Source organism: Luteococcus sanguinis, from assembly GCF_039527675.1.
GTDB lineage: Bacteria > Actinomycetota > Actinomycetes > Propionibacteriales > Propionibacteriaceae > Luteococcus > Luteococcus sanguinis.
Map to the genome: position 1 here is coordinate 513,933 of NZ_BAAAKI010000004.1, position 17,290 is coordinate 531,222.

Annotated in this window: 14 protein-coding genes, 1 tRNA gene and 3 pseudogenes; 13 read left to right on the plus strand and 5 right to left on the minus strand. The window is 67.8% G+C overall.

Going from position 1 to position 17,290, the window contains the following annotated elements:
- Window positions 1-51: 51 nt before the first annotated feature.
- Window positions 52-2,637, minus strand: a complete 2,586-nt coding sequence (gene pepN / locus ABD089_RS06210; RefSeq protein ID WP_343885367.1) for an aminopeptidase N — start codon at window positions 2,635-2,637, stop codon at window positions 52-54.
- 115 nt (window positions 2,638-2,752) lie between these two features.
- Between pepN and ABD089_RS06215 the strand changes: the two genes are divergently transcribed.
- Window positions 2,753-3,433 (plus strand): mycothiol-dependent nitroreductase Rv2466c family protein, encoded by a 681-nt coding sequence (locus ABD089_RS06215; protein WP_386769102.1) that lies wholly within the window; start codon window positions 2,753-2,755, stop codon window positions 3,431-3,433.
- Window positions 3,434-3,510: 77 nt separating this feature from the next.
- Here ABD089_RS06215 and ABD089_RS06220 read toward each other — a convergent pair whose 3' ends face one another.
- The gene (locus ABD089_RS06220; RefSeq protein WP_343885368.1) at window positions 3,511-4,911 is read right to left on the minus strand and encodes an alanine/glycine:cation symporter family protein; all 1,401 of its coding nucleotides are present in this window, start codon (window positions 4,909-4,911) and stop codon (window positions 3,511-3,513) included.
- A gap of 171 nt (window positions 4,912-5,082) precedes the next feature.
- On the opposite strand from ABD089_RS06220, the gene ligA reads away from it, so the two are divergent.
- Complete coding sequence (ligA, locus tag ABD089_RS06225; protein ID WP_386769101.1) at window positions 5,083-7,215, plus strand: NAD-dependent DNA ligase LigA; 2,133 nt, start codon at window positions 5,083-5,085, stop codon at window positions 7,213-7,215.
- A 78-nt stretch (window positions 7,216-7,293) separates the two neighbouring features.
- Here the strand turns inward: ligA and ABD089_RS06230 are convergent, their stop codons facing one another.
- Window positions 7,294-8,538: a GNAT family N-acetyltransferase gene (locus ABD089_RS06230; protein ID WP_343885369.1), complete on the minus strand. Its 1,245-nt coding sequence runs from the start codon at window positions 8,536-8,538 to the stop codon at window positions 7,294-7,296.
- Between the two features lie 54 nt (window positions 8,539-8,592).
- Between ABD089_RS06230 and ABD089_RS06235 the strand changes: the two genes are divergently transcribed.
- Window positions 8,593-9,048 (plus strand): ribose-5-phosphate isomerase, encoded by a 456-nt coding sequence (locus ABD089_RS06235; protein ID WP_343885370.1) that lies wholly within the window; start codon window positions 8,593-8,595, stop codon window positions 9,046-9,048.
- A 37-nt stretch (window positions 9,049-9,085) separates the two neighbouring features.
- On the opposite strand, the gene ABD089_RS06240 is transcribed toward ABD089_RS06235, so the two are convergent.
- Window positions 9,086-9,268, minus strand: coding sequence for a hypothetical protein (locus ABD089_RS06240; RefSeq protein ID WP_343885371.1), 183 nt, complete (start codon window positions 9,266-9,268; stop codon window positions 9,086-9,088).
- 76 nt (window positions 9,269-9,344) lie between these two features.
- Here ABD089_RS06240 and ABD089_RS06245 point away from each other — a divergent pair, with 76 nt between their 5' ends.
- From ABD089_RS06245 to ABD089_RS06285, 10 genes and pseudogenes are all read left to right on the plus strand, one after another.
- Window positions 9,345-10,154, plus strand: a complete 810-nt coding sequence (locus ABD089_RS06245) for an Fpg/Nei family DNA glycosylase (protein ID WP_386769100.1) — start codon at window positions 9,345-9,347, stop codon at window positions 10,152-10,154.
- Entirely contained in the window at window positions 10,133-11,545 is a 1,413-nt protein-coding gene (locus tag ABD089_RS06250; RefSeq protein WP_343885373.1) for a hypothetical protein, read from the plus strand. Before ABD089_RS06245 ends, ABD089_RS06250 begins: the two co-directional genes overlap by 22 nt.
- Before the next feature lie 102 nt (window positions 11,546-11,647).
- On the plus strand, window positions 11,648-12,352 hold the full coding sequence (locus ABD089_RS06255; RefSeq protein WP_343885374.1) for a type 1 glutamine amidotransferase domain-containing protein: 705 nt from the start codon (window positions 11,648-11,650) through the stop codon (window positions 12,350-12,352).
- Entirely contained in the window at window positions 12,339-12,614 is a 276-nt protein-coding gene (gene yidD / locus ABD089_RS06260; RefSeq protein ID WP_343885375.1) for a membrane protein insertion efficiency factor YidD, read from the plus strand. Before ABD089_RS06255 ends, yidD begins: the two co-directional genes overlap by 14 nt.
- A 77-nt stretch (window positions 12,615-12,691) precedes the next feature.
- Window positions 12,692-12,767: transfer RNA gene (locus ABD089_RS06265), tRNA-Pro, on the plus strand.
- Between the two features lie 150 nt (window positions 12,768-12,917).
- The gene (locus ABD089_RS06270) at window positions 12,918-14,150 is read left to right on the plus strand and encodes a tyrosine-type recombinase/integrase (RefSeq protein WP_465262223.1); all 1,233 of its coding nucleotides are present in this window, start codon (window positions 12,918-12,920) and stop codon (window positions 14,148-14,150) included.
- A gap of 39 nt (window positions 14,151-14,189) precedes the next feature.
- Complete coding sequence (locus ABD089_RS13800; protein WP_386769124.1) at window positions 14,190-14,375, plus strand: helix-turn-helix domain-containing protein; 186 nt, start codon at window positions 14,190-14,192, stop codon at window positions 14,373-14,375.
- A gap of 319 nt (window positions 14,376-14,694) precedes the next feature.
- Entirely contained in the window at window positions 14,695-15,936 is a 1,242-nt protein-coding gene (gene thrS / locus ABD089_RS06275) for a threonine--tRNA ligase (RefSeq protein ID WP_343885377.1), read from the plus strand.
- A 225-nt stretch (window positions 15,937-16,161) separates the two neighbouring features.
- A pseudogene (locus ABD089_RS06280) lies at window positions 16,162-16,650 on the plus strand (replicative DNA helicase); the annotation flags it as partial.
- A 3-nt stretch (window positions 16,651-16,653) separates the two neighbouring features.
- A pseudogene (locus ABD089_RS06285) lies at window positions 16,654-16,833 on the plus strand (DnaB-like helicase C-terminal domain-containing protein); the annotation flags it as partial.
- Window positions 16,834-17,008: 175 nt separating this feature from the next.
- On the opposite strand, the pseudogene ABD089_RS06290 reads toward ABD089_RS06285, so the two are convergent.
- Window positions 17,009-17,221 (minus strand): annotated as a pseudogene (locus ABD089_RS06290) (IS3 family transposase); the annotation flags it as partial.
- Window positions 17,222-17,290: the final 69 nt, after the last annotated feature.

The following is a 17,290-nucleotide window of genomic DNA, read 5'->3' on the forward strand; positions in this document are numbered from 1 at the left end:
GAGGGTCCGGGCGCTGTCGTGTTTGCTCGTGTCCCTGCTGGCCGCCCAAGCTCAGCGGGAGGCCTCCTGGACACGCAGGGCGCGCTCGGCGGCATCGGACTGCTCACGCAACACCCGGGTCACCGAGTCGGAGTGACGGCCGGACGCGAGCTGTGCGGCAACCTCGTCGAGGAAACCCCGGTCGGCGACGGGGGCGGGGAAGAGTTGCACCAGCGCGGTCTGGGCCGCGGCGTGGCCACGGTCCTTCCACTCGGGGGCCTGGTCGCTGATCCGCTGCGCGACGTCGAGGTAACGCTGGGCGTAGTCGCGGGTCAGGTCTTCCTGGCCGTAGCTCCAAAAGTGCGAGCAGATCTCCACGTGGGTGCCATTCGGGGTGGATGAGTCGGTGGTCGCCCGGGCCCAGGCGGCCTCCTTCGCGGCGGCATCCCGCAACGCCGAACGCGCTCCGGCGGCCGACTCCTGGCCCGTGATGGTGTTGTCGCGGGCCAGTTCGGCGTCGATCTCGTGCTGGCCGATGGCACCCATCCGGGCCAGTGAGGAGACGATCCGCCAGCGCATGTCGGCGTCCATCGCCAGCCCCTCGGGAACCTCTTCGCCCGCCAGCCACGCCTTCAGCAGCTCGGCGCCCGCGGGGGTGTCGACGGCCGCGACGACCTGGTTCGCGAACGACAGCTGGTGGTCGGAGCCGGCTTCGGCGTCCTTCAGCAGCGCAGCGAAACCGGACGCCAGACGGGCGCGGGCCGCAGCGCGACGCTCGGCCGGGGTGTAGGCCAGCGCGGCGAGTTGGGCCTGCCCACGCAGGGTTCCCAAGGCGGTCGCATCGGTCTCGGAGCCAATGCCGCGCAGCACCAGGTCGATGTAGTCGCCGCTGGGCAGCTCGCCGTCGCGGCACATGTCCCACGCGGCACCCCAGCACAGGGCGCGGGCCAGCGGGTCCTCGAGATCACCGATGTGCTCCACCAGGATGGCGAAGCTCTGCTCGTCCAGCCGGACCTTGGCGTAGGTGAGGTCGCGGTCGTTCAGCAGCACCAGGTCGCCGCGGGCGTGGCCGACCAGGTCGGGCACGTCGGTGCGTTCCCCGGCGATGGTCAGCTCGGTGTCGTGCGTCCGTCGCAGCACGCCGTCCACGAGGGTGTAGATGCCCACCGCCAACCGGTGCGTGCGCAGGGTCGGGTGTGCAGGGTCGGCGGTCTGGACGATCGCGAAGCGGGTGAACCGGCCCTGGTCGTCCAGGTCGAAGTCGGCGCGAAGCGTGTTCGGTCCTGTGGTCTCGAGCCATTCGGAGGTGAAGTTCGACAAGTCCACCCCGGACGCCTTCTCCAGCGCGCCCAGCAGGTCGGAGAGCTGCGTGTTGCCGTAGGCGTGTTCGGCGAAGTAGGTGCGTACGCCCGCCAGGAAGTTCTCCTCGCCGACCTGGGCGACCAGCTGCTTCAGCGTCGAGGCGCCCTTGGCGTAGGTGATGCCGTCGAAGTTCTGCTCCACGGCCTCGAGGTCGACCATGTCGGCGGCGATCGGGTGCGTGGTGGGCAGCTGGTCCTGGCGGTAGGCCCAGCCCTTGCGGGCGTTGCCGAAGCTGACCCAGGGGTCGATGCCCCCATGCTTGGCGACGATGCGCTGTTGGGCGTAGTGGGACGCCCATTCAGCGAAGGACTCGTTGAGCCACAGGTCGTCCCACCAGGTCATGGTGACCAGGTCGCCGAACCACATGTGCGCCAGCTCGTGCAGGATCGTGTTGTCGCGTCCCTCGTAGGCCGCCGCAGAGACGCGGGAGCGGTAGAGGTACTCGTCGCGAATCGTCACGCAGCCAGCATTCTCCATTGCCCCTGCGTTGAACTCGGGCACGAAGACCTGGTCGTAGGTGCCGAAGGCGTAGGGGTGGCCGAAGGCCTCCTCGAAGACCTCGAAGCCGCGCTGGGTGGTGGTCATGATGCGGTCTGCGTCCAGGTACTCGGCCATCGACTGGCGGCACAGCAGGTTCGCCTGGATCGGCCCGGTGAGGGTTTCAATCTGCCCGGGGCGGACGTGGTACTCGCCGGCGATCAGCGCGGTGATGTAGCTGGAGACGCGCGGGGTGGGCGCGAACTCCCAGATGCCGAAGCCGTTGGCGCCGGCGACCGGCTCGACGGCTGGGGCATTGCTGATGACGGTCCAGTGCTTGGGCGCGATCACGTTCAGCTGGAAGGTGGCCTTCTGGTCGGGCTGCTCGAAGTTCGCGTACATCCGACGAGCGTCCGCGGTCTCGAACTGCGTGTACAGGTAAACGCGGTCGTCGGCCGGGTCGACGAAGCGGTGCAGGCCCTCGCCCGTGTGGGAGTAGCGGCACATGGCGGTGACCACCAGCGTGTGCTGGCCGGGCTCGGTGCGGAAGCCCAGACGTCCGTCGGCATAGGTCGAGGGGTCGAGCTGTTCCTCGTCCAACCATGCGTCGAGCACGGCGTCGGCGATCAGGTCGACGTGGCTCTCGCCGCCGGTGCTGGAGAAGGTGATCTCGCTGGTGGAGATGAAGGTGTCGGGGTCGGCCAGCGGCGCGCCGTCCAGCCCGAGGCCGGAGAGGTCGACCGTCACCAGATAGGCCTCGGCCGTGATCTGCTGCGAACGCTGTTGTGCGCTGGCGCGCGTGATGTTCGCCGGGTTCATGCTTGCCTTTCGATGGACGTGCTGCGTGGGGGCGACCCCGCGGGGCCTCGGTCGAGCGTACCGCTCGATTCCGCCCATCGGATGCCCCGTGAGGGCGCCAACTACGCTGGATCCCATGAGCGAAGCAAACACGCCTGACGCAAATGTGTCCGGAGCCAATACTGCGAAAGAAAGCACCACCGAGGTCGACTTCTGGTTCGACCCCCTGTGCCCCTGGGCCTGGATGACCTCCCGCTGGATGCTCGAGGTGGAGAAGGTGCGTGACGTGCACACCACCTTCCACGTCATGAGCCTGTCGGTGCTCAACGACGGGCGTGACCTGCCCGAGGAGTACCGCGAGCACATGGCCAAGGGCTGGGTCGGTGTGCGCGCCGCCATCCTGGTCGAGCAGCAGTACGGTGCCGAGAAGCTGCGCGAGTTCTACACCGCGCTGGGCACCCGCTACCACTTGGGCCAGGAGCCCAAGACGGTCGACACGGTGCGCGCCGCGCTGGCCGAGGTCGGCTGCGACGAGTCGATCGCCGAGGCTGCCGATGCCTGGAAGCCGGGCGACGAGGCCGACGACGTCGACCGCGCGCTGCGCACGAGCCACCACGAGGGGATGGACCCAGTGGGAGACGAGGTGGGCACTCCGGTGATCCACGTCAACGGCATGGCCCTGTTCGGCCCCGTCATCTCCCCGGCACCCAAGGGTGAGCAGGCAGGCGACCTGTTCGACGGCTTCGTCAAGGTCACCGCCTACCCGGGCTTCTTCGAGCTGAAGCGCACCCGCACCGTGGGCCCGATCTTCGACTGATCGTCCCAGACAGGAAACCGAGGTTGTTTCGCACCGATTCGGCGAAACAACCCCGGTTCTTGTTGTTCTGTACTGGCTCAGCGAGAGGCGGGCAGCCCGTCGATGCCGTCCAGCGTGGCGACCTCGGGAGCGTGGTGCAGAGTCGGGTCGACCGCCAGGTAGGCCTTGGTCTCACGGGCGATCAGGCCGGAGCAGATGAGCAGGCCGATCAGGTTGGGCAGCGCCATCAGGCCGTTGGCGATGTCGGAGAAGGTCCACACCACCGTCAGCTCGCTGACCGCGCCGATCAGCACGATCGCCGAGAACAGGATGCGGTAGGGGACGACGAAGCGCACGCCCAGCAGTCGCTCGACATTGCGCTCGCCGTAGTAGGCCCAGCCGAGCACGGTGGAGTAGGCGAAGAAGATCAGCGCGATGGCGACGATGATGCCCCCCCAGTTGCCGGGCAGGCCGGTGCTGAAGCCCTGCGCGGTGAGCGCGGCGCCCGTCTTGCCCTCGCGCCACACGCCGGTGGTGAGGATGACCAGCCCGGTCATGGAGACGACGATGATCGTGTCGATGAAGGTCTGGGTCATCGAGACCAGGCCCTGGCGAACCGGGTGCTTGGTCTTGGCGGCGGCGGCCACGATGGCGGCCGAGCCCATGCCCGACTCGTTGGAGAAGATGCCGCGGGCGATGCCGAACTGGATCGCCTGGGCCATCGCAGCACCGGCGAAGCCACCCACGGCGGCGGTACCGGTGAAGGCGTCGGTGAAGACGAGACCCAACGCGTCGGGGATGCCCTTGACGTTGATCAGCAGGACGATGAAGCCGGCCACGACGTAGAAGACGATCATGAACGGGACGATCGCGCTGGTCACGTTGGCGATGGACTTCAGGCCTCGCAGCAGGACGATGCCCGTCATCAGCGCGAGGACGACGCCGACCACCCAGTGGTTCACGCCGAAGGTGTCGTGCATGGCGGCGGCCACCGAGTTCGACTGGGTGAGGTTGCCGATGCCGAAGCTGGCGATGATGGCGGCGATGCAGAAGAAGATCGAGAGGAACTTGCCGAAGCCGTTCGGGATGGCCTTGTGCAGGTAGTACTGCGGGCCGCCGGAGACCTCACCATTGGCGTCGATGGTGCGGAAGCGGACGCCCATGAAGGCCTCTGAGTACTTGGCAGCCATGCCGAAGATGGCGCTGACCCACATCCAGAACAGGGCGCCGGGGCCACCGAGGTGGATGGCGGTGGCGACGCCGGCGATGTTGCCGACGCCCACGGTGGCGGCCAAGGCGGTGGCGAGCGACTGGTAGTGGGAGACGTCACCCTCCTCCTCGGAGCCGTCGCTGCGGCGGACGAAGGCCAGGTGCAGTGCGGCAGCCAGCTTGGTGAACTGGACGCCACCCAGGCGCACCGTCAGCCAGATGCCGGTGCCGAGCAGCAGCGGGATGAGGACGAATGGTCCCCAGATGATTCCGTCGATTGTGTCGAGCATGTGTGGTGTCTCCAGTCGGGGCCGAGGTGGCGGGGGAAGAGCTGGGGATACACAAGCGGGTGAGGTGGGCGCACCGCAAGCATCGTGACCGGTTGATCCGCAGACTGTTGCATGGTCGTAACCGTGGCCGGTTCGCAAGAACTGTCGGTGGCCTGGTGCAGGATGGGCGCCGTGAGTGAACCAGAGATCAGCGACGTGCCCGACGCCACCAGTGACGCCCGGCACCGTTGGCACGACCTGGCCGAGCGCATCAGCGACGCCCAGGAGGCCTACTACGGCGCCGATTCCCCGACCCTGTCGGACGCGGAGTACGACCAGCTGATGCGCGAGTTGCAGCGGCTCGAGGACGAGTTCCCGGAGTTGCGCACCCCCGACTCGCCGACCCAGCGCGTTGGAGCGGCGCAGCGCGTCACCGAGTTCGCGCCGGTCACCCACGCCGAGCGGATGCTCAGCCTCGACAATGTCTTCAGCGCCGACGAACTGGGGGAGTGGCTGGCCCGCGTCGACCGGACCCTGGGAGCGAGTGTCACCGACTACCTCTGTGAGCTGAAGATCGACGGCCTGGCCGTCAACCTCACCTACGAGAACGGCACGCTGGTGCGCGCCGCCACCCGCGGCGACGGGCGGGTGGGGGAGGACATCACCCACAACGTCCGCACGATCTCGTCCATCCCGCACCGCCTGTCCGGGGACGACGTCCCCGAGCTGGTTGAGGTGCGCGGGGAGGTCTTCTTCCCCGTCGAGGCCTTCGCAGACCTGAATGCGTCCCTGGTGGAGCAAGGCAAGGCGCCGTTCGCGAACCCACGCAATGCTGCGGCCGGATCGCTGCGCCAGAAGGATCCCTCGGTGACGGCCACCCGTCCGTTGAACATGCTGGTGCACGGCATCGGTGCCCGGCGCGGCTTCGACATCGACCGCCAGTCCGAGGCCTACGAACGGCTCCGCGAGTGGGGGCTGCCCACGTCCACGCACTACACGGTGGTCCAGACACCGCAACAGGTGCACGACTTCGTTGCGTACTACGCCGAGCACCGCCACGACGTCGAGCACGAGATCGACGGCATCGTCATCAAGGTGGACGACCTTTCGCAGCAGTCGCGGCTGGGTTCGACCTCACGGGCCCCGCGCTGGGCGATCGCCTACAAGTACCCGCCCGAAGAGGTCAACACCAAGCTGCTGAGCATCGAGGTCAACGTGGGTCGCACCGGGCGCGTCACCCCCTTCGGGATGATGGAGCCGGTCAAGGTCGCCGGCTCGACGGTGTCGATGGCGACCCTGCACAACGGATACGAGGTGAAGCGCAAGGGCGTGCTGATCGGTGACACGGTGGTGCTGCGCAAGGCCGGCGACGTGATCCCGGAGATCCTCGGCCCGGTCGTCGAGCTGCGTGATGGTTCCGAGACCGAGTTCGTGATGCCGACCCATTGCCCGTCGTGCGGCACCGAGCTGAAGCCGGAGAAGGAGGGTGACAAAGACATTCGTTGCCCCAACGCCCGCAGCTGCCCCTCCCAGTTGCGGGAGCGGTTGTTCGCACTGGCGTCGCGGTCGGCCTTCGACATCGAGGCGCTGGGCTACCAGGGCGCGGACGGACTGTTGTCGAGCCAGGTGCTGGCCGACGAGTCGACGCTGTTCGACCTCACGGCGGCCGACCTGGTCAAGGTGCCGCTGTACACGCGTCTGGCGAAGGCGACGGAGAAGAAGGATCCGGAGTCGGTTCCCTGGCCGGGCATCGTCAACGGACGGGTGCTCAGCCGGACGGGTGAGAAGCTGCTCGCGGAGCTGCAGAAGGCGAAGTCACAGCCATTGTGGCGGGTGCTGGTGGCGCTGTCGATCCGACATGTCGGGCCGACCGCCGCGCGGGCGCTGGCGACCCGCTTTGGGTCGCTGGACGAGATCCGGGGGGCGAGCGTCGACCAGTTGGCCGACACCGAGGGCGTTGGACGGGTGATCGCCGAGGCAGTGGTCGAGTGGTTCGCCGTCGACTGGCACGCCCAGATCGTTGACCGCTGGCGCGCCGCCGGTGTCCGGATGGCCGACGAGCGTGACGAGTCGATCGAGCGGACGCTCGAGGGGTTGACCGTGGTGGTCACCGGTGGCCTGCAGGGTTTCAGCCGGGACGAGGTGAAGGAGGCGATCATCGCGCGCGGCGGCAAGGCCTCCAGCAGCGTCAGCAAGAAGACCGACTACGTGGTGGTGGGGGAGAACGCCGGGTCCAAGGCCTCAAAGGCAGAAGAACTCGGCCGCCCAATCCTGGACGAGGCGGGTTTCGTCAAGCTGCTTGCCGGAGGCCCCGAGGCCCTGTAGCGCTCCTGGAGCTGTCGAGGGGTTCCCTCGGTGCACGCGAACACAACGCCTGCCGAGGGATCCCTTCGGCCACACCCGTCAGAACACGATCTTGTTCTGGGCAGGCTCCGGGGTGGTGAACATCCGCGCCACCCGTCGGATCGCCTCCGCATCACCAGTGATCCGACCAGCCGCGGCGAGCACGAGCGCATTTCCGGTGCCCAGATACAGCTCCGCCAGTTCCCGGACACCCAGCGACACCTCCGCCTCGCTCTCGTCCACCGCCACCACCTCGGCAACACCACCGGACACGACCACACGCCAGCACCCGTCCGTGATGGCCAAGGGGTCACTGACCAGCAGGGTCACCGTGCCGTCGACGTCCCACCCACGCGCCACCAGCGCCTTGGGGACGTCCAACAGCCGCAGCCAGATCTGGTCTGCTGTCGAGTCGGTGGACACGACCCGCTCGTCCACCAACGCCGCACGCAGCGCGGAACCGGCCTGCATTGAGCCGTAGCTGCCCGACTCGACCAGGTCGAGGTTTGCGAGGTACTGCCACAACGCCAACTCGTCCCCGACGAGGTCCAGCACCTGGGCCGTGCCATCGCTGACCTTCCACGTCACCGCACCCACAGGCCCACGATCACCAATCGCCACCGCCGCCCGAATCTCGGTGTTGGGCGCCATCGTCCCCCAGTCCCACTCCCCGGAAAGGAACGACGTTCGCATCGCGACGCGCTGGTGCGCCCCCAGGTGGGTGCGCGCGAAGTCGTCGTGCAGGCGGTCCACAACATCCGCGATGGCTCGCGGATCGGCGAGTTCGACCCGCGCCGTGGGGGAGTGCTGCAACTGGAACCGCGTCCCGAGGTCAACGCTCACCCGCTCCACCCGGGTCGCGACGCCGAAACCGAAGCGTCCGTACAGCGTCGCCTCGGTCGCTGTCAGTGACGCGAGTGCCAGCCCCTCGTTCGCGGCCCTGCGCAGCGCTGACTCCATCAGCTCGCGCATCAGGCCTTGTCGCCGGTCACTCGCGCGGACCGACACGTCCAACACGAAGCAGCTGGGGAGCATCCGTCCGCCGCCGACGTTGACGTCGTGGTTCATGGTGGCGAAGGTCGCCACCGGCACTTCGTCCAGGCCCAACCCGGGCCACGCCGGCTCGCGATGGATCGCGTGCCAGCGCTGGCCGTCGATGGCGGCTCCGTCCCACCAGCGCCGCGTGTTCTCCTCGCTGGAGGTGCCTTGTGCGAAACCGATCCGGGAGGCGGCTATCCAGGCTCGGCCGCGCTCGTCCAGCTCGCCGGCGACGTCGAAGGTGGTGTGGGTGTAACGCTCGTCCATGCCTGCGAACGCTAGCCGCTGCACCGTGACGGCTGCATCTGGTTAAGTGCTGTCATGCGCGTTCACATTGCCACCGACCATGCCGCTTTTGAGCTGAAGCAGTACCTCCTCGCGGAGCTGCGCAAGGCGGGTCACGAAGTCGTCGACCACGGTGCGGAGACCTACGACGCCCTGGACGACTACCCCGACACCTGCATCCCGTGCGCCGAAGCCACCGTCGCCGACCCGGGATCGCTGGGCATCGTGCTGGGCGGCTCGGGCAATGGCGAGCAGCTCGCCGCCAACCGCGTGAAGGGCTGCCGTGCGATCCTGGCCTACTCCACCGAGATCGCCGAACTCGGCCGCCAGCACAACGACGCGAATGTCGTCAGCCTGGGCGGGCGTTTCGTCACACCCGAGCAGGGACTCGACATCGTGAACACCTTCTTGGCCACGCCCTTCAGCGGCGACGAGCGCCACCAACGCCGCATCGACAAGATGAGCGCCTACGAGGAACTGCACCGCCACTGAGGCAGATGGGGGGTCTTGGGTCGACGGGCCGCGGTCGTCACCGACGGCGCCCTTGGACCCGGGCCAGCAATGACTCCAGCACCCGCTCGGCAGCCTGGTGGTCGCCCGGGGTGGGCTTGGAGACCTCACGAGCCCGCAGCGCCCGGTCGGTGTTGACCAGACCGCTGATGCCGTCACGTCCGAACTCCCGGGGGCGGTCGTGATGGGGGCGCTCGCTCATGGCTCGAATCCTAGACTGACAAGCACAACCCAACGATCCCCGAGCCTGTCGAGGGAAGAACCCAGGAGCGATGCCCGTGCCTGAAGGCCATGTGATCCACCGGCTCGCGATCGTGACAAACGAACACTTCGCGGGACGTCCGGTGCAGGTCAGTTCCCCGCAGGGACGCTTCGCCGAATCGGCCGCCCTGCTGGACGGACGCGTCCTGGCCGGCGCCGAGGCCTGGGGCAAGCACCTGTTCATCACCTTCGAGACCGAGCAGCCCGAGCACATCATCCACATCCACCTGGGCCTGATCGGCAAGCTCTGGTTCGAACCCTTCGCTGCGCCCCGCGGCGCGGTCCGGTTGCGGATCACCGACGGTGAGACCACCGCAGATCTGCACGGACCGCAGACCTGCCGGCTGGTGAGCGTCGGCGAGCAAGCCGCCCAGTTGGCGAAGCTTGGCCCCGACCCCATCCGTCCCGACGCCGACCCCGAGGTCGCGTGGAGGCGGGTGCATGCGTCCAACCGCTCCATCGCGGCACTGCTGATGGACCAGAAGATCGCCGCCGGGGTGGGCAACATCTATCGCGCCGAGGTCTTGTTCCGGCACCGGGTCTCGCCCGATGCGCCCGGCCGGACGATCGATCGCGCGCTGTGGGACATGATCTGGGCCGACCTGGTGGAGCTGATGCGCCTGGGCGTCGTGGACGGACGCATCGACACCGTCGAGTTCGCCCACACCCCCGAGCAGATGGGCCGCTCGCCGCGGGTCGACCGCCACGGCGGTGAGGTCTACGTCTACCGCCGCGCCGGGATGCCCTGCCACGTCTGCGGAACCGAGATAGCCACCCGCGTGCTCGAGGGCCGCAACCTCTACTGGTGCCCGTCATGCCAACGGTGATCGACTGGCTCGGCACCACCGTCGCGGTGCGCGAGGACGGGACCCTCGACCTCGCCGTCGCGGGTGAGCGGGCCTTCGTCCGCGCCCTGCGGGTGGGTTTCGATGAGCCGTGGATCTTCGAGGGCCAACGCCTGCTCGTCGACGAGGTCGAGCAGACCTGGACCAACGGCCACGTCACCGCCACAGTGCGGCACGTGTTCGACCAGTCGTGGTCGATCCGGGTGCAGGTGGTGAACCTGCGCGACACCGAGGCCAAGGTGAGCCCGCCCAAGCTCGAGTTCACGTCCAGCTGGCCGGCGCGACGCTGGCTGGCCGGCGCCGAGGGCCAGCTCTCCTTCGACCCCGGACGGGCGGACGGGGCGCTGCTCACGCTCACGCAGCTGCGCGGGCGCTCCCGGCTGTCGGAGGGCACCTGTTGGCTGGCCGACCTGCCGATCCACCTGGGGGTGGCTGGGTCGTCGTCCGCGCAGCTGGCGATCAGTTGGCGCGGCGACTGGTTGCGCGACGAGGCGATGCAGGCCGGCGCGCTGCCCGGCTGGTGGCCGGACACGGTGCTCGACGACGGGGACGTGGTGCTGCTGGACCTGCCGGACGCGGCGATCGAGGCCGCCGGGATGACCCTGCTGGAGGACGAGGCGGGGACGACCTTGTCGGCGCGGCCCGGGGTCCATCTGGCGCAGGTTCATTCCGGGCACGGCACCACGGACGTCGAGTTCGCCGTCGCGCCGTCGCTGGCCACCGAGCTGTCGGCACGCACCGTCCGGATCCTTGAGGGCGTCGACCCGCGGACGTGTTCGCCCGCGACCGGATTCGTCGTTCTGCGCGCGCACGGGCTCGGTCTGGCAGGGGACGAGGCTCTGGCGTTTGCAGGGACGGTCGCGGAGGAGTGCGCGGCCCGTCCCGGACCGGTGGCGCCCTTCGTCGTCGGCCTGCTCGCGAACCTGGCACTGCACGAACCAAAGCGGGCGTCCGAACTGCCGGACCTGCTGTCCCGACTGGTCGAGGGGCCGGGTGCTGGAATGGCACGGGTGCAGGCGGCGCTGGCGTTGCAGATGGCGGGGGAGCCGGTGGCCATCCCGCCCGGTGTGCCGGCCGTACTGGGCGAGGTGGAGGCGGCGATCCACCGCCTGGAGGAGACGCTGATCCGCGCCCAGACCCCCGATCCGGTCGAGCTGCGTCGGGTGGCTGGCCTGCTCGGAGCGGGCCTGCCCGGGGTGACGGCGGACGCCCGGACGCGGGCGATGGTGCATGCCGTGCTGGGGTTGGCGGCCGAAGGGCTGGACGTCGGCGGTCGCTGGCCGATGCCCTTGGCGCAGGTGCGCGACATGGCTCGGAAGAGACTGCTGGCCGAACGTGGTGAGGACGAGGCCATCGCCTGGCTGCTGTGGTGACGGGCGCGTTGGGCGCCCCTTGACACCCGAACGGGTGTGTCAATTCACCCGACAAGGGGCTTTGATGCTTCATGCAGCGTTGACGACGAGAGGGTTGAGTGCATGCAAGGCAGGCGGGTTCTGGCGGTGGCGACCAGTGTGGGCGAGTACAAGAAGGTGGGCTACCGCACCGGGCTGTGGCTGTCGGAGCTGACGCACTTCTGGGACGTGCTCACCGAGGCTGGCTACGAGATCGACCTCGCCACCCCGATGGGCGGGGACGTGCCGCTGGACCCCGAGAGCCTGACGCCGATCACCCTGGCCGGCAGCACCCGCAAGCACTACCAGGACCGCTCCTTCATGGACCACTTGCGCGACACGCGCAACCTCGACGACGTGGTCGCCGACGACTACGACGCGATCTACCTGACCGGCGGTCACGGGACGATGTTCGACTTCGCCGTGGACGAGCGCCTGGCCGAGCTGGTGGGGGAGGTGGCCCAGGCGCAGCGGGTGGTGTCGGCGGTCTGCCATGGGCCCGCCGGGTTGCTCAACGCCAAGGTGGACGGGCAGCCGCTGCTGGCCGGCAAGAAGGTGACGGGTTTCTCGATGCTGGAAGAGAAGTTGGCGCAGCGGGTGGACGCCGTCCCCTTCAGCCTGGAGGACCGGTTGCGCGATGCTGGAGCCACCTACGAGAAGGCGCCGCTGCCGATGACCCCGCACGTCGTGGTGGACGGACGTCTGGTGACCGGCCAGAACCCGGTCAGCGCGAAGGCGGTCGGACGAGCTGTTGTCGAACTGTTGGAGGGCAACCATGACGGCAAGTGATGCGGTGCTGGGCGCGATCCGCGGTTACCAACGGGTGATCTCGCCCCGCAAGGGTTGGAACTGCGCCTACGGCGTGCACACCGGGGCTGGCACCTGTTCGTCTGTGATTGCGGACGCGGTGTCGCAGCGGGGCGTGGTCGGGGCCGTCGGTCCGGCGATGCGCCAGTTCGGCGCGTGCGCGTCGTCGGCGCGGACGCTGCGCGACGCCAAGGTCAATGGCGTGTGCTGCTGTGGACCCATCCCGATCCCGTTCTCGTTCTGAGACGACCCAGCTGGCGGGAGAGCGGGTGATGATCCACTAAGCTGGACGGGTTGCGGTCGCCCCTGGTGTCCGTGATCCGGGGCGTAGCGTAGTGGCTAGCGCGCCTGCTTTGGGAGCAGGAGACCGCAGGTTCGAGTCCTGTCGCCCCGACCAATTCAAGAGCTTCATCTGACAAGGCGTTTCTCCTAGTTGACTAGGGGAAACGCCTTGTTCCATGTGTCGGTCCGATGAGCACCAAGGGGCCTCCGAGGGACTTGTGGGGACATTCATCTCCCACGTATCTCCCACGACGAGAGGCTCGACATGACGACGAAGCGGACAACCTTATCTCCGACCAGCGATGCGGGAAACGCCAGTGACTTGCGTTCCCCCCAAGGGAAACGCTCCACGCGCCGCGGGCGCTCCAAACGGGGCTTCGGACGGTTGGACAAGCTTCCCTCTGGGAAGTGGCGTGCTCGGTACCTAGGGCCAGATGGTCAGGTGCACTCGGCAGATCACACCTTCGTGGCCAAGATCGACGCCGAAGGTTGGCTCGTCGACGTGGAGCGGTCGATCAGCCGGGGTGAGTGGCAGGCTCTGGTGGCTCCCCAGCCCGCGCTGGTGAAGGAGGAGGCTCCGGTGGAGGTCGTGTTTGAAGACCTGGCCCGCGACGAGGTGGCCCGACGTGATCTGACACCGAGGACGAGGGCTCTGTACGAGAGTCTGTTGGATCGACTGATCCTTCCCGAGTTCGGGGATCAGGCGGTGGCGTCGATCACGCCGAAGCAGGTTCGCGCGTGGTTCGACCGGATGGGGCCGGAACGGGCTACGCAACGAAGCCACGCGTACGCGCTGCTCAAGTCCTTGCTGGCGGTGTGTGTGGACGAGGAGTTGATTGTCGTTAATCCCTGCCGCATCCGTTCGGCGGGCCAGCGCAAGACCACCAGGGCGATGCAGCCGGCGACGGTGGCCGAGCTCAACCGTGTGGCCGATCGGTTGCCACCGGGGCAGGCGCTTCCCGTGCTGTTGGCGGCGTGGTGTGGGCTTCGCTCTGGGGAGGTGCGCGCGCTTCGGGTGGGGGACGTCGACACCGCGACCGGGTGGATCCACGTTCGTCAGGGCGTGACGCGGATCAAGGGGCAGGTGATCGTTGGCCCGCCCAAGACACCTGCGGCGATCCGGGAGGTCGGAATCCCGCCGCACCTGCTGTCGCCGCTTCGTGAGTGGCGTGCAGGTCTGGGGGAGCGGAGGGCGCGCTCTGCGTACTTCTTCCCTGGACGCGGTGAGCTGCCGATGAGTGAGAAGGCGCTGCGGTATGCCTTTGACCAGGCACGTGACGTGATGGATCGGCACGATCTCACGTTCCATGACCTGCGTCACACTGCTGCCACGATGGCCGCCCAGAATGGCGCCACGACCGCCGAGTTGATGGCGCGCATGGGGCACACGACGGCCCAGATGGCGATGCGCTACCAGCACGCCAGCCGGCAGCGCGAACAACTCCTGGCGGAGCGATTGGCCGAGTTGGCCCGCGGTGGCGATGGCGCATCCGAGTAGGTGTCGATCACGAGAGAGCGCGTGGCGGCTTGGGCGGGCATGGAGCATCCACGGCGAGAGATTGAGGTCGAGACCGTGCAGTCGGCTGCGCGGCGTCTCGGGGTGTGCCCCAAGACGGTGCGTCGGATGATCTCTGACGGGAGGCTTCCGGCGTACCGACTTGGCCCACGGATGCTGCGCCTGGACCCGGCGGACGTCGACCGGCTGTTGCAACGGGCGTTCTGAACTGGGACACCAACGCCTCTCGGTGGATCGCCACTCGGGCGGCGCCTACCCGTGTCCAGGCGGCCCGTCGAAAGAGGCTCCCAGTCCGGCGGTTGCGGCAATCCCAAACCTCCGAGGGGCGCGCGTTGCTCGCCTCGCGCGGACGGGTTACCTTGTAGCCATGCGCATCTGTCAGGTCACCACGACGCCGGACTTTTCCGGCGCCATTGCGTTGTCCTGACACAACGCAGCATCCACCAGGCCCCGGAGTGATCCGGGGCCTTCTTTATGTCTGGGGCCGTTGGGCACTTCGTGGTCACGACCCGAAGGAAGACCCTCCATGTCCCAAGATGATGACCTGCTTGACCACCGCGAGCTCAACCATGACCTGCACGTCTTCGCCACCGATCCCTTGGCGGGATCCGGTCTGCCCCTGTGGCTGCCCGCCGGGGCAGCCATCCGGGAGGAACTCGAACGCCTCGCGAAGGACATCGCCCACGACGATGGCTGCCTCGATGTCCGCACTCCCGTCCTGGGAAAACGTGCCCTGTTCGAACGTTCCGGCCACTGGGCCAAGTTCAGCAAGGACATGTTCCCGCCCATGAAGCTGGGCGAGGACGAGGTCGTGCTGCGCCCGGCGAACTGCCCCCACCACGCTCTGGTCTACGTCTGCGACCAGCGCTCGTACCGTGACTTGCCGATCCGTCTCAACGAACTCGCGCCGATGTTTCGCGCCGAACGCTCCGGCGTCGTCTCCGGCCTCCAGCGTGTCCGCCAGATCAGCCTCGATGACACCCACGTCTTCTGTCGCCCCGACCAGGTCCAGGCCGAGGTCGCCGCGGCTCTGCGCTCCGCGCTCAGGGCGCAGCGGATCCTCGGCCTCCCCGTCGACTATGTCCGGCTGTCCAAGCGCGACGACTCCGACGCGTGGCTCGGCTCCGCCGAACAATGGGACCATCACCAAGACGCGCTGCGCGCCGCCGCCCTCGAGGTGCTCGCCGACCATGGGATCGACCTGGTCGAAGCCGATGGGGAGGCCGCCTTCTACGGTCCCAAGCTCGACGTGCAGGTCCGCGATGGCCGTGGGCACGAGGAGACCATCGCCACCGCCCAGCTCGACTTCAACCAGCCCGAACGTTTCGACCTCACCTACGTCGACGCGGACGGCTCCAAACAGCGGTGCGTGATGATCCACCGTGGAACCGTCGGAGCCATGGAACGCGTCGTCGCCTCACTCATGGAGCGCTACCAAGGCCGCCTGCCGTTGTGGTTGGCGCCCGTCCAAGCTGTCGTCCTGCCTGTCAGCGAGGCCCAGGACGTAGCGGCCGACGAGGCTGCCCGGGTACTGCGGCGACATGGGCTTCGGGTCGAGGTGCGCCGTGAGGGGAGTCTGGGTAGTCGCATTCGCGAGGCTCGCACCGTGCGCGCCAGCGTCGTGGTCGTCATTGGTGAGCGCGAGGCCGCGCAAGCCATGGTGCAGGCCACCGACGGCCGGGACGGTATCAAACGCACCCTCGCCGTGAATGACCTCGCCGAGCGCATGCAGCAGGCCCACCGGGATCGGGTCGACCTCGTATGGTGACGAGTGGGCCGGGCGCCGACAGCAAATGGCGCCCGGCCCGGCGCCTCACGTGATCGGGAATCGAGCGGCCCCCTCGCTGAGTGCCCAACTCCCTCGATGACGAGACACCCCAACAACAGGAGACGGCGGCGCGACGAAGCGGCGTTCGGAAAGCTCATGGGTCAGCCTCAACCGCGCAATGTGTTCGCGGCGCCAATGGCATTACCGACGTGAGCCAAGTTCGGCATCGTCGCCAGAATCAAGACCGTCAAGCAAGGAGCCCATCGGGACGGCTACCACCTGATCATCAACGGGGTGGACCAGCAGAGGGCCTTCTGCGAGCAGATCGGAGTCCACGGCAACCGTGGGGCCAAGTGCGACGAGGTCTACCTGGCACTCACGAACGTCAAGGCCAACACCAACCCCGACACCGGGCCGCGCGAAGTGTGGGAGTCCGTGCGCACTGGTCTGACCGCGAAGGGCATGACCCATCGTGAGTTCGCGTCCGCCATGTCCATCCAGTTCTGCGAATCAACCCCGTGGAAGCACGCGCCAAGCAGGCAGCGCCTCGCCCGGGTCGCGACCCTGCTCGCGGATGAGCACCTGCAGGCGCACGCGACCGGTGACGTCTACTGGGATGCCGTGAAGAGCATCGAGCCCATCGGGGAGCAGGAGGTCTACGACGCCACCGTGCTGGGCACCCACAACTTCATCGCGGATGGCATCATCGTCCACAACTCCTTGGAGCAGGACGCCGACATGGTCATCCTTCTCAACAGGGAGGACGTCTACGACCGCGACTCCTCTCGCGCCGGTGAGGCGGACTTGATCGTCGCCAAGCACCGAAATGGGCCGACGGCGACGATCGTCACCGCTTTCCAGGGGCATTACTCGCGATTCGTCGACATGCAGCACTGAATGCGGTCGCGGCGGCGGCTGCTGTCGAGAAGCAGTGAAGATTATTTGTCGAGAACCGGACAATTTATAAGAGAAGCCTGAGATGACCCGACTATTAGGTCCGGGCGAGCACAGACAGCCCCGACGGGCGCGGTCAGGAGGATGGGACTGCTGCACCTTTGGGTGACAGGTTGGGTTAGGCGGCTTGGAGGGCCGGTGTGGTCATGATGGTCTCGTATTCGATTGGGGTCAATCGGCCGAGGCGTTCTTGTCGGCGGCGGCGGTGGTAGGTGCGTTCGGTCCAGGTCACGATCGCGATCCGCAGGTCGTGGCGGGTGTGCCAGCGGCGTCGGTTCAGGACGTTCTTTTGGAGGAGGGCGAAGAAGGATTCCATGGCGGCGTTGTCGCCGGCTTATCCGGCTAATTGGGGCTGGTCAGGGCCTGTTTCGGTGCTCTGTTCAGGCGATGTGGTCCATGA

What these genes read in the sequence shown, in the direction of transcription:
- ABD089_RS06240 (WP_343885371.1), bottom strand. Translation starts at nt 9,268, where the DNA reads ATGAGCGAGCGCCCCCATCACGACCGCCCCCGGGAGTTCGGACGTGAC.
- ABD089_RS06220 (WP_343885368.1), bottom strand. Translation starts at nt 4,911, where the DNA reads ATGCTCGACACAATCGACGGAATCATCTGGGGACCATTCGTCCTCATC.
- ABD089_RS06235 (WP_343885370.1), top strand. Translation starts at nt 8,593, where the DNA reads ATGCGCGTTCACATTGCCACCGACCATGCCGCTTTTGAGCTGAAGCAG.
- ABD089_RS06215 (WP_386769102.1), top strand. Translation starts at nt 2,753, where the DNA reads ATGAGCGAAGCAAACACGCCTGACGCAAATGTGTCCGGAGCCAATACT.
- ABD089_RS06230 (WP_343885369.1), bottom strand. Translation starts at nt 8,538, where the DNA reads ATGGACGAGCGTTACACCCACACCACCTTCGACGTCGCCGGCGAGCTG.
- ABD089_RS13800 (WP_386769124.1), top strand. Translation starts at nt 14,190, where the DNA reads ATGGAGCATCCACGGCGAGAGATTGAGGTCGAGACCGTGCAGTCGGCT.
- ABD089_RS06255 (WP_343885374.1), top strand. Translation starts at nt 11,648, where the DNA reads ATGCAAGGCAGGCGGGTTCTGGCGGTGGCGACCAGTGTGGGCGAGTAC.
- yidD (WP_343885375.1), top strand. Translation starts at nt 12,339, where the DNA reads ATGACGGCAAGTGATGCGGTGCTGGGCGCGATCCGCGGTTACCAACGG.
- ABD089_RS06270 (WP_465262223.1), top strand. Translation starts at nt 12,918, where the DNA reads ATGACGACGAAGCGGACAACCTTATCTCCGACCAGCGATGCGGGAAAC.
- pepN (WP_343885367.1), bottom strand. Translation starts at nt 2,637, where the DNA reads ATGAACCCGGCGAACATCACGCGCGCCAGCGCACAACAGCGTTCGCAG.
- thrS (WP_343885377.1), top strand. Translation starts at nt 14,695, where the DNA reads ATGTCCCAAGATGATGACCTGCTTGACCACCGCGAGCTCAACCATGAC.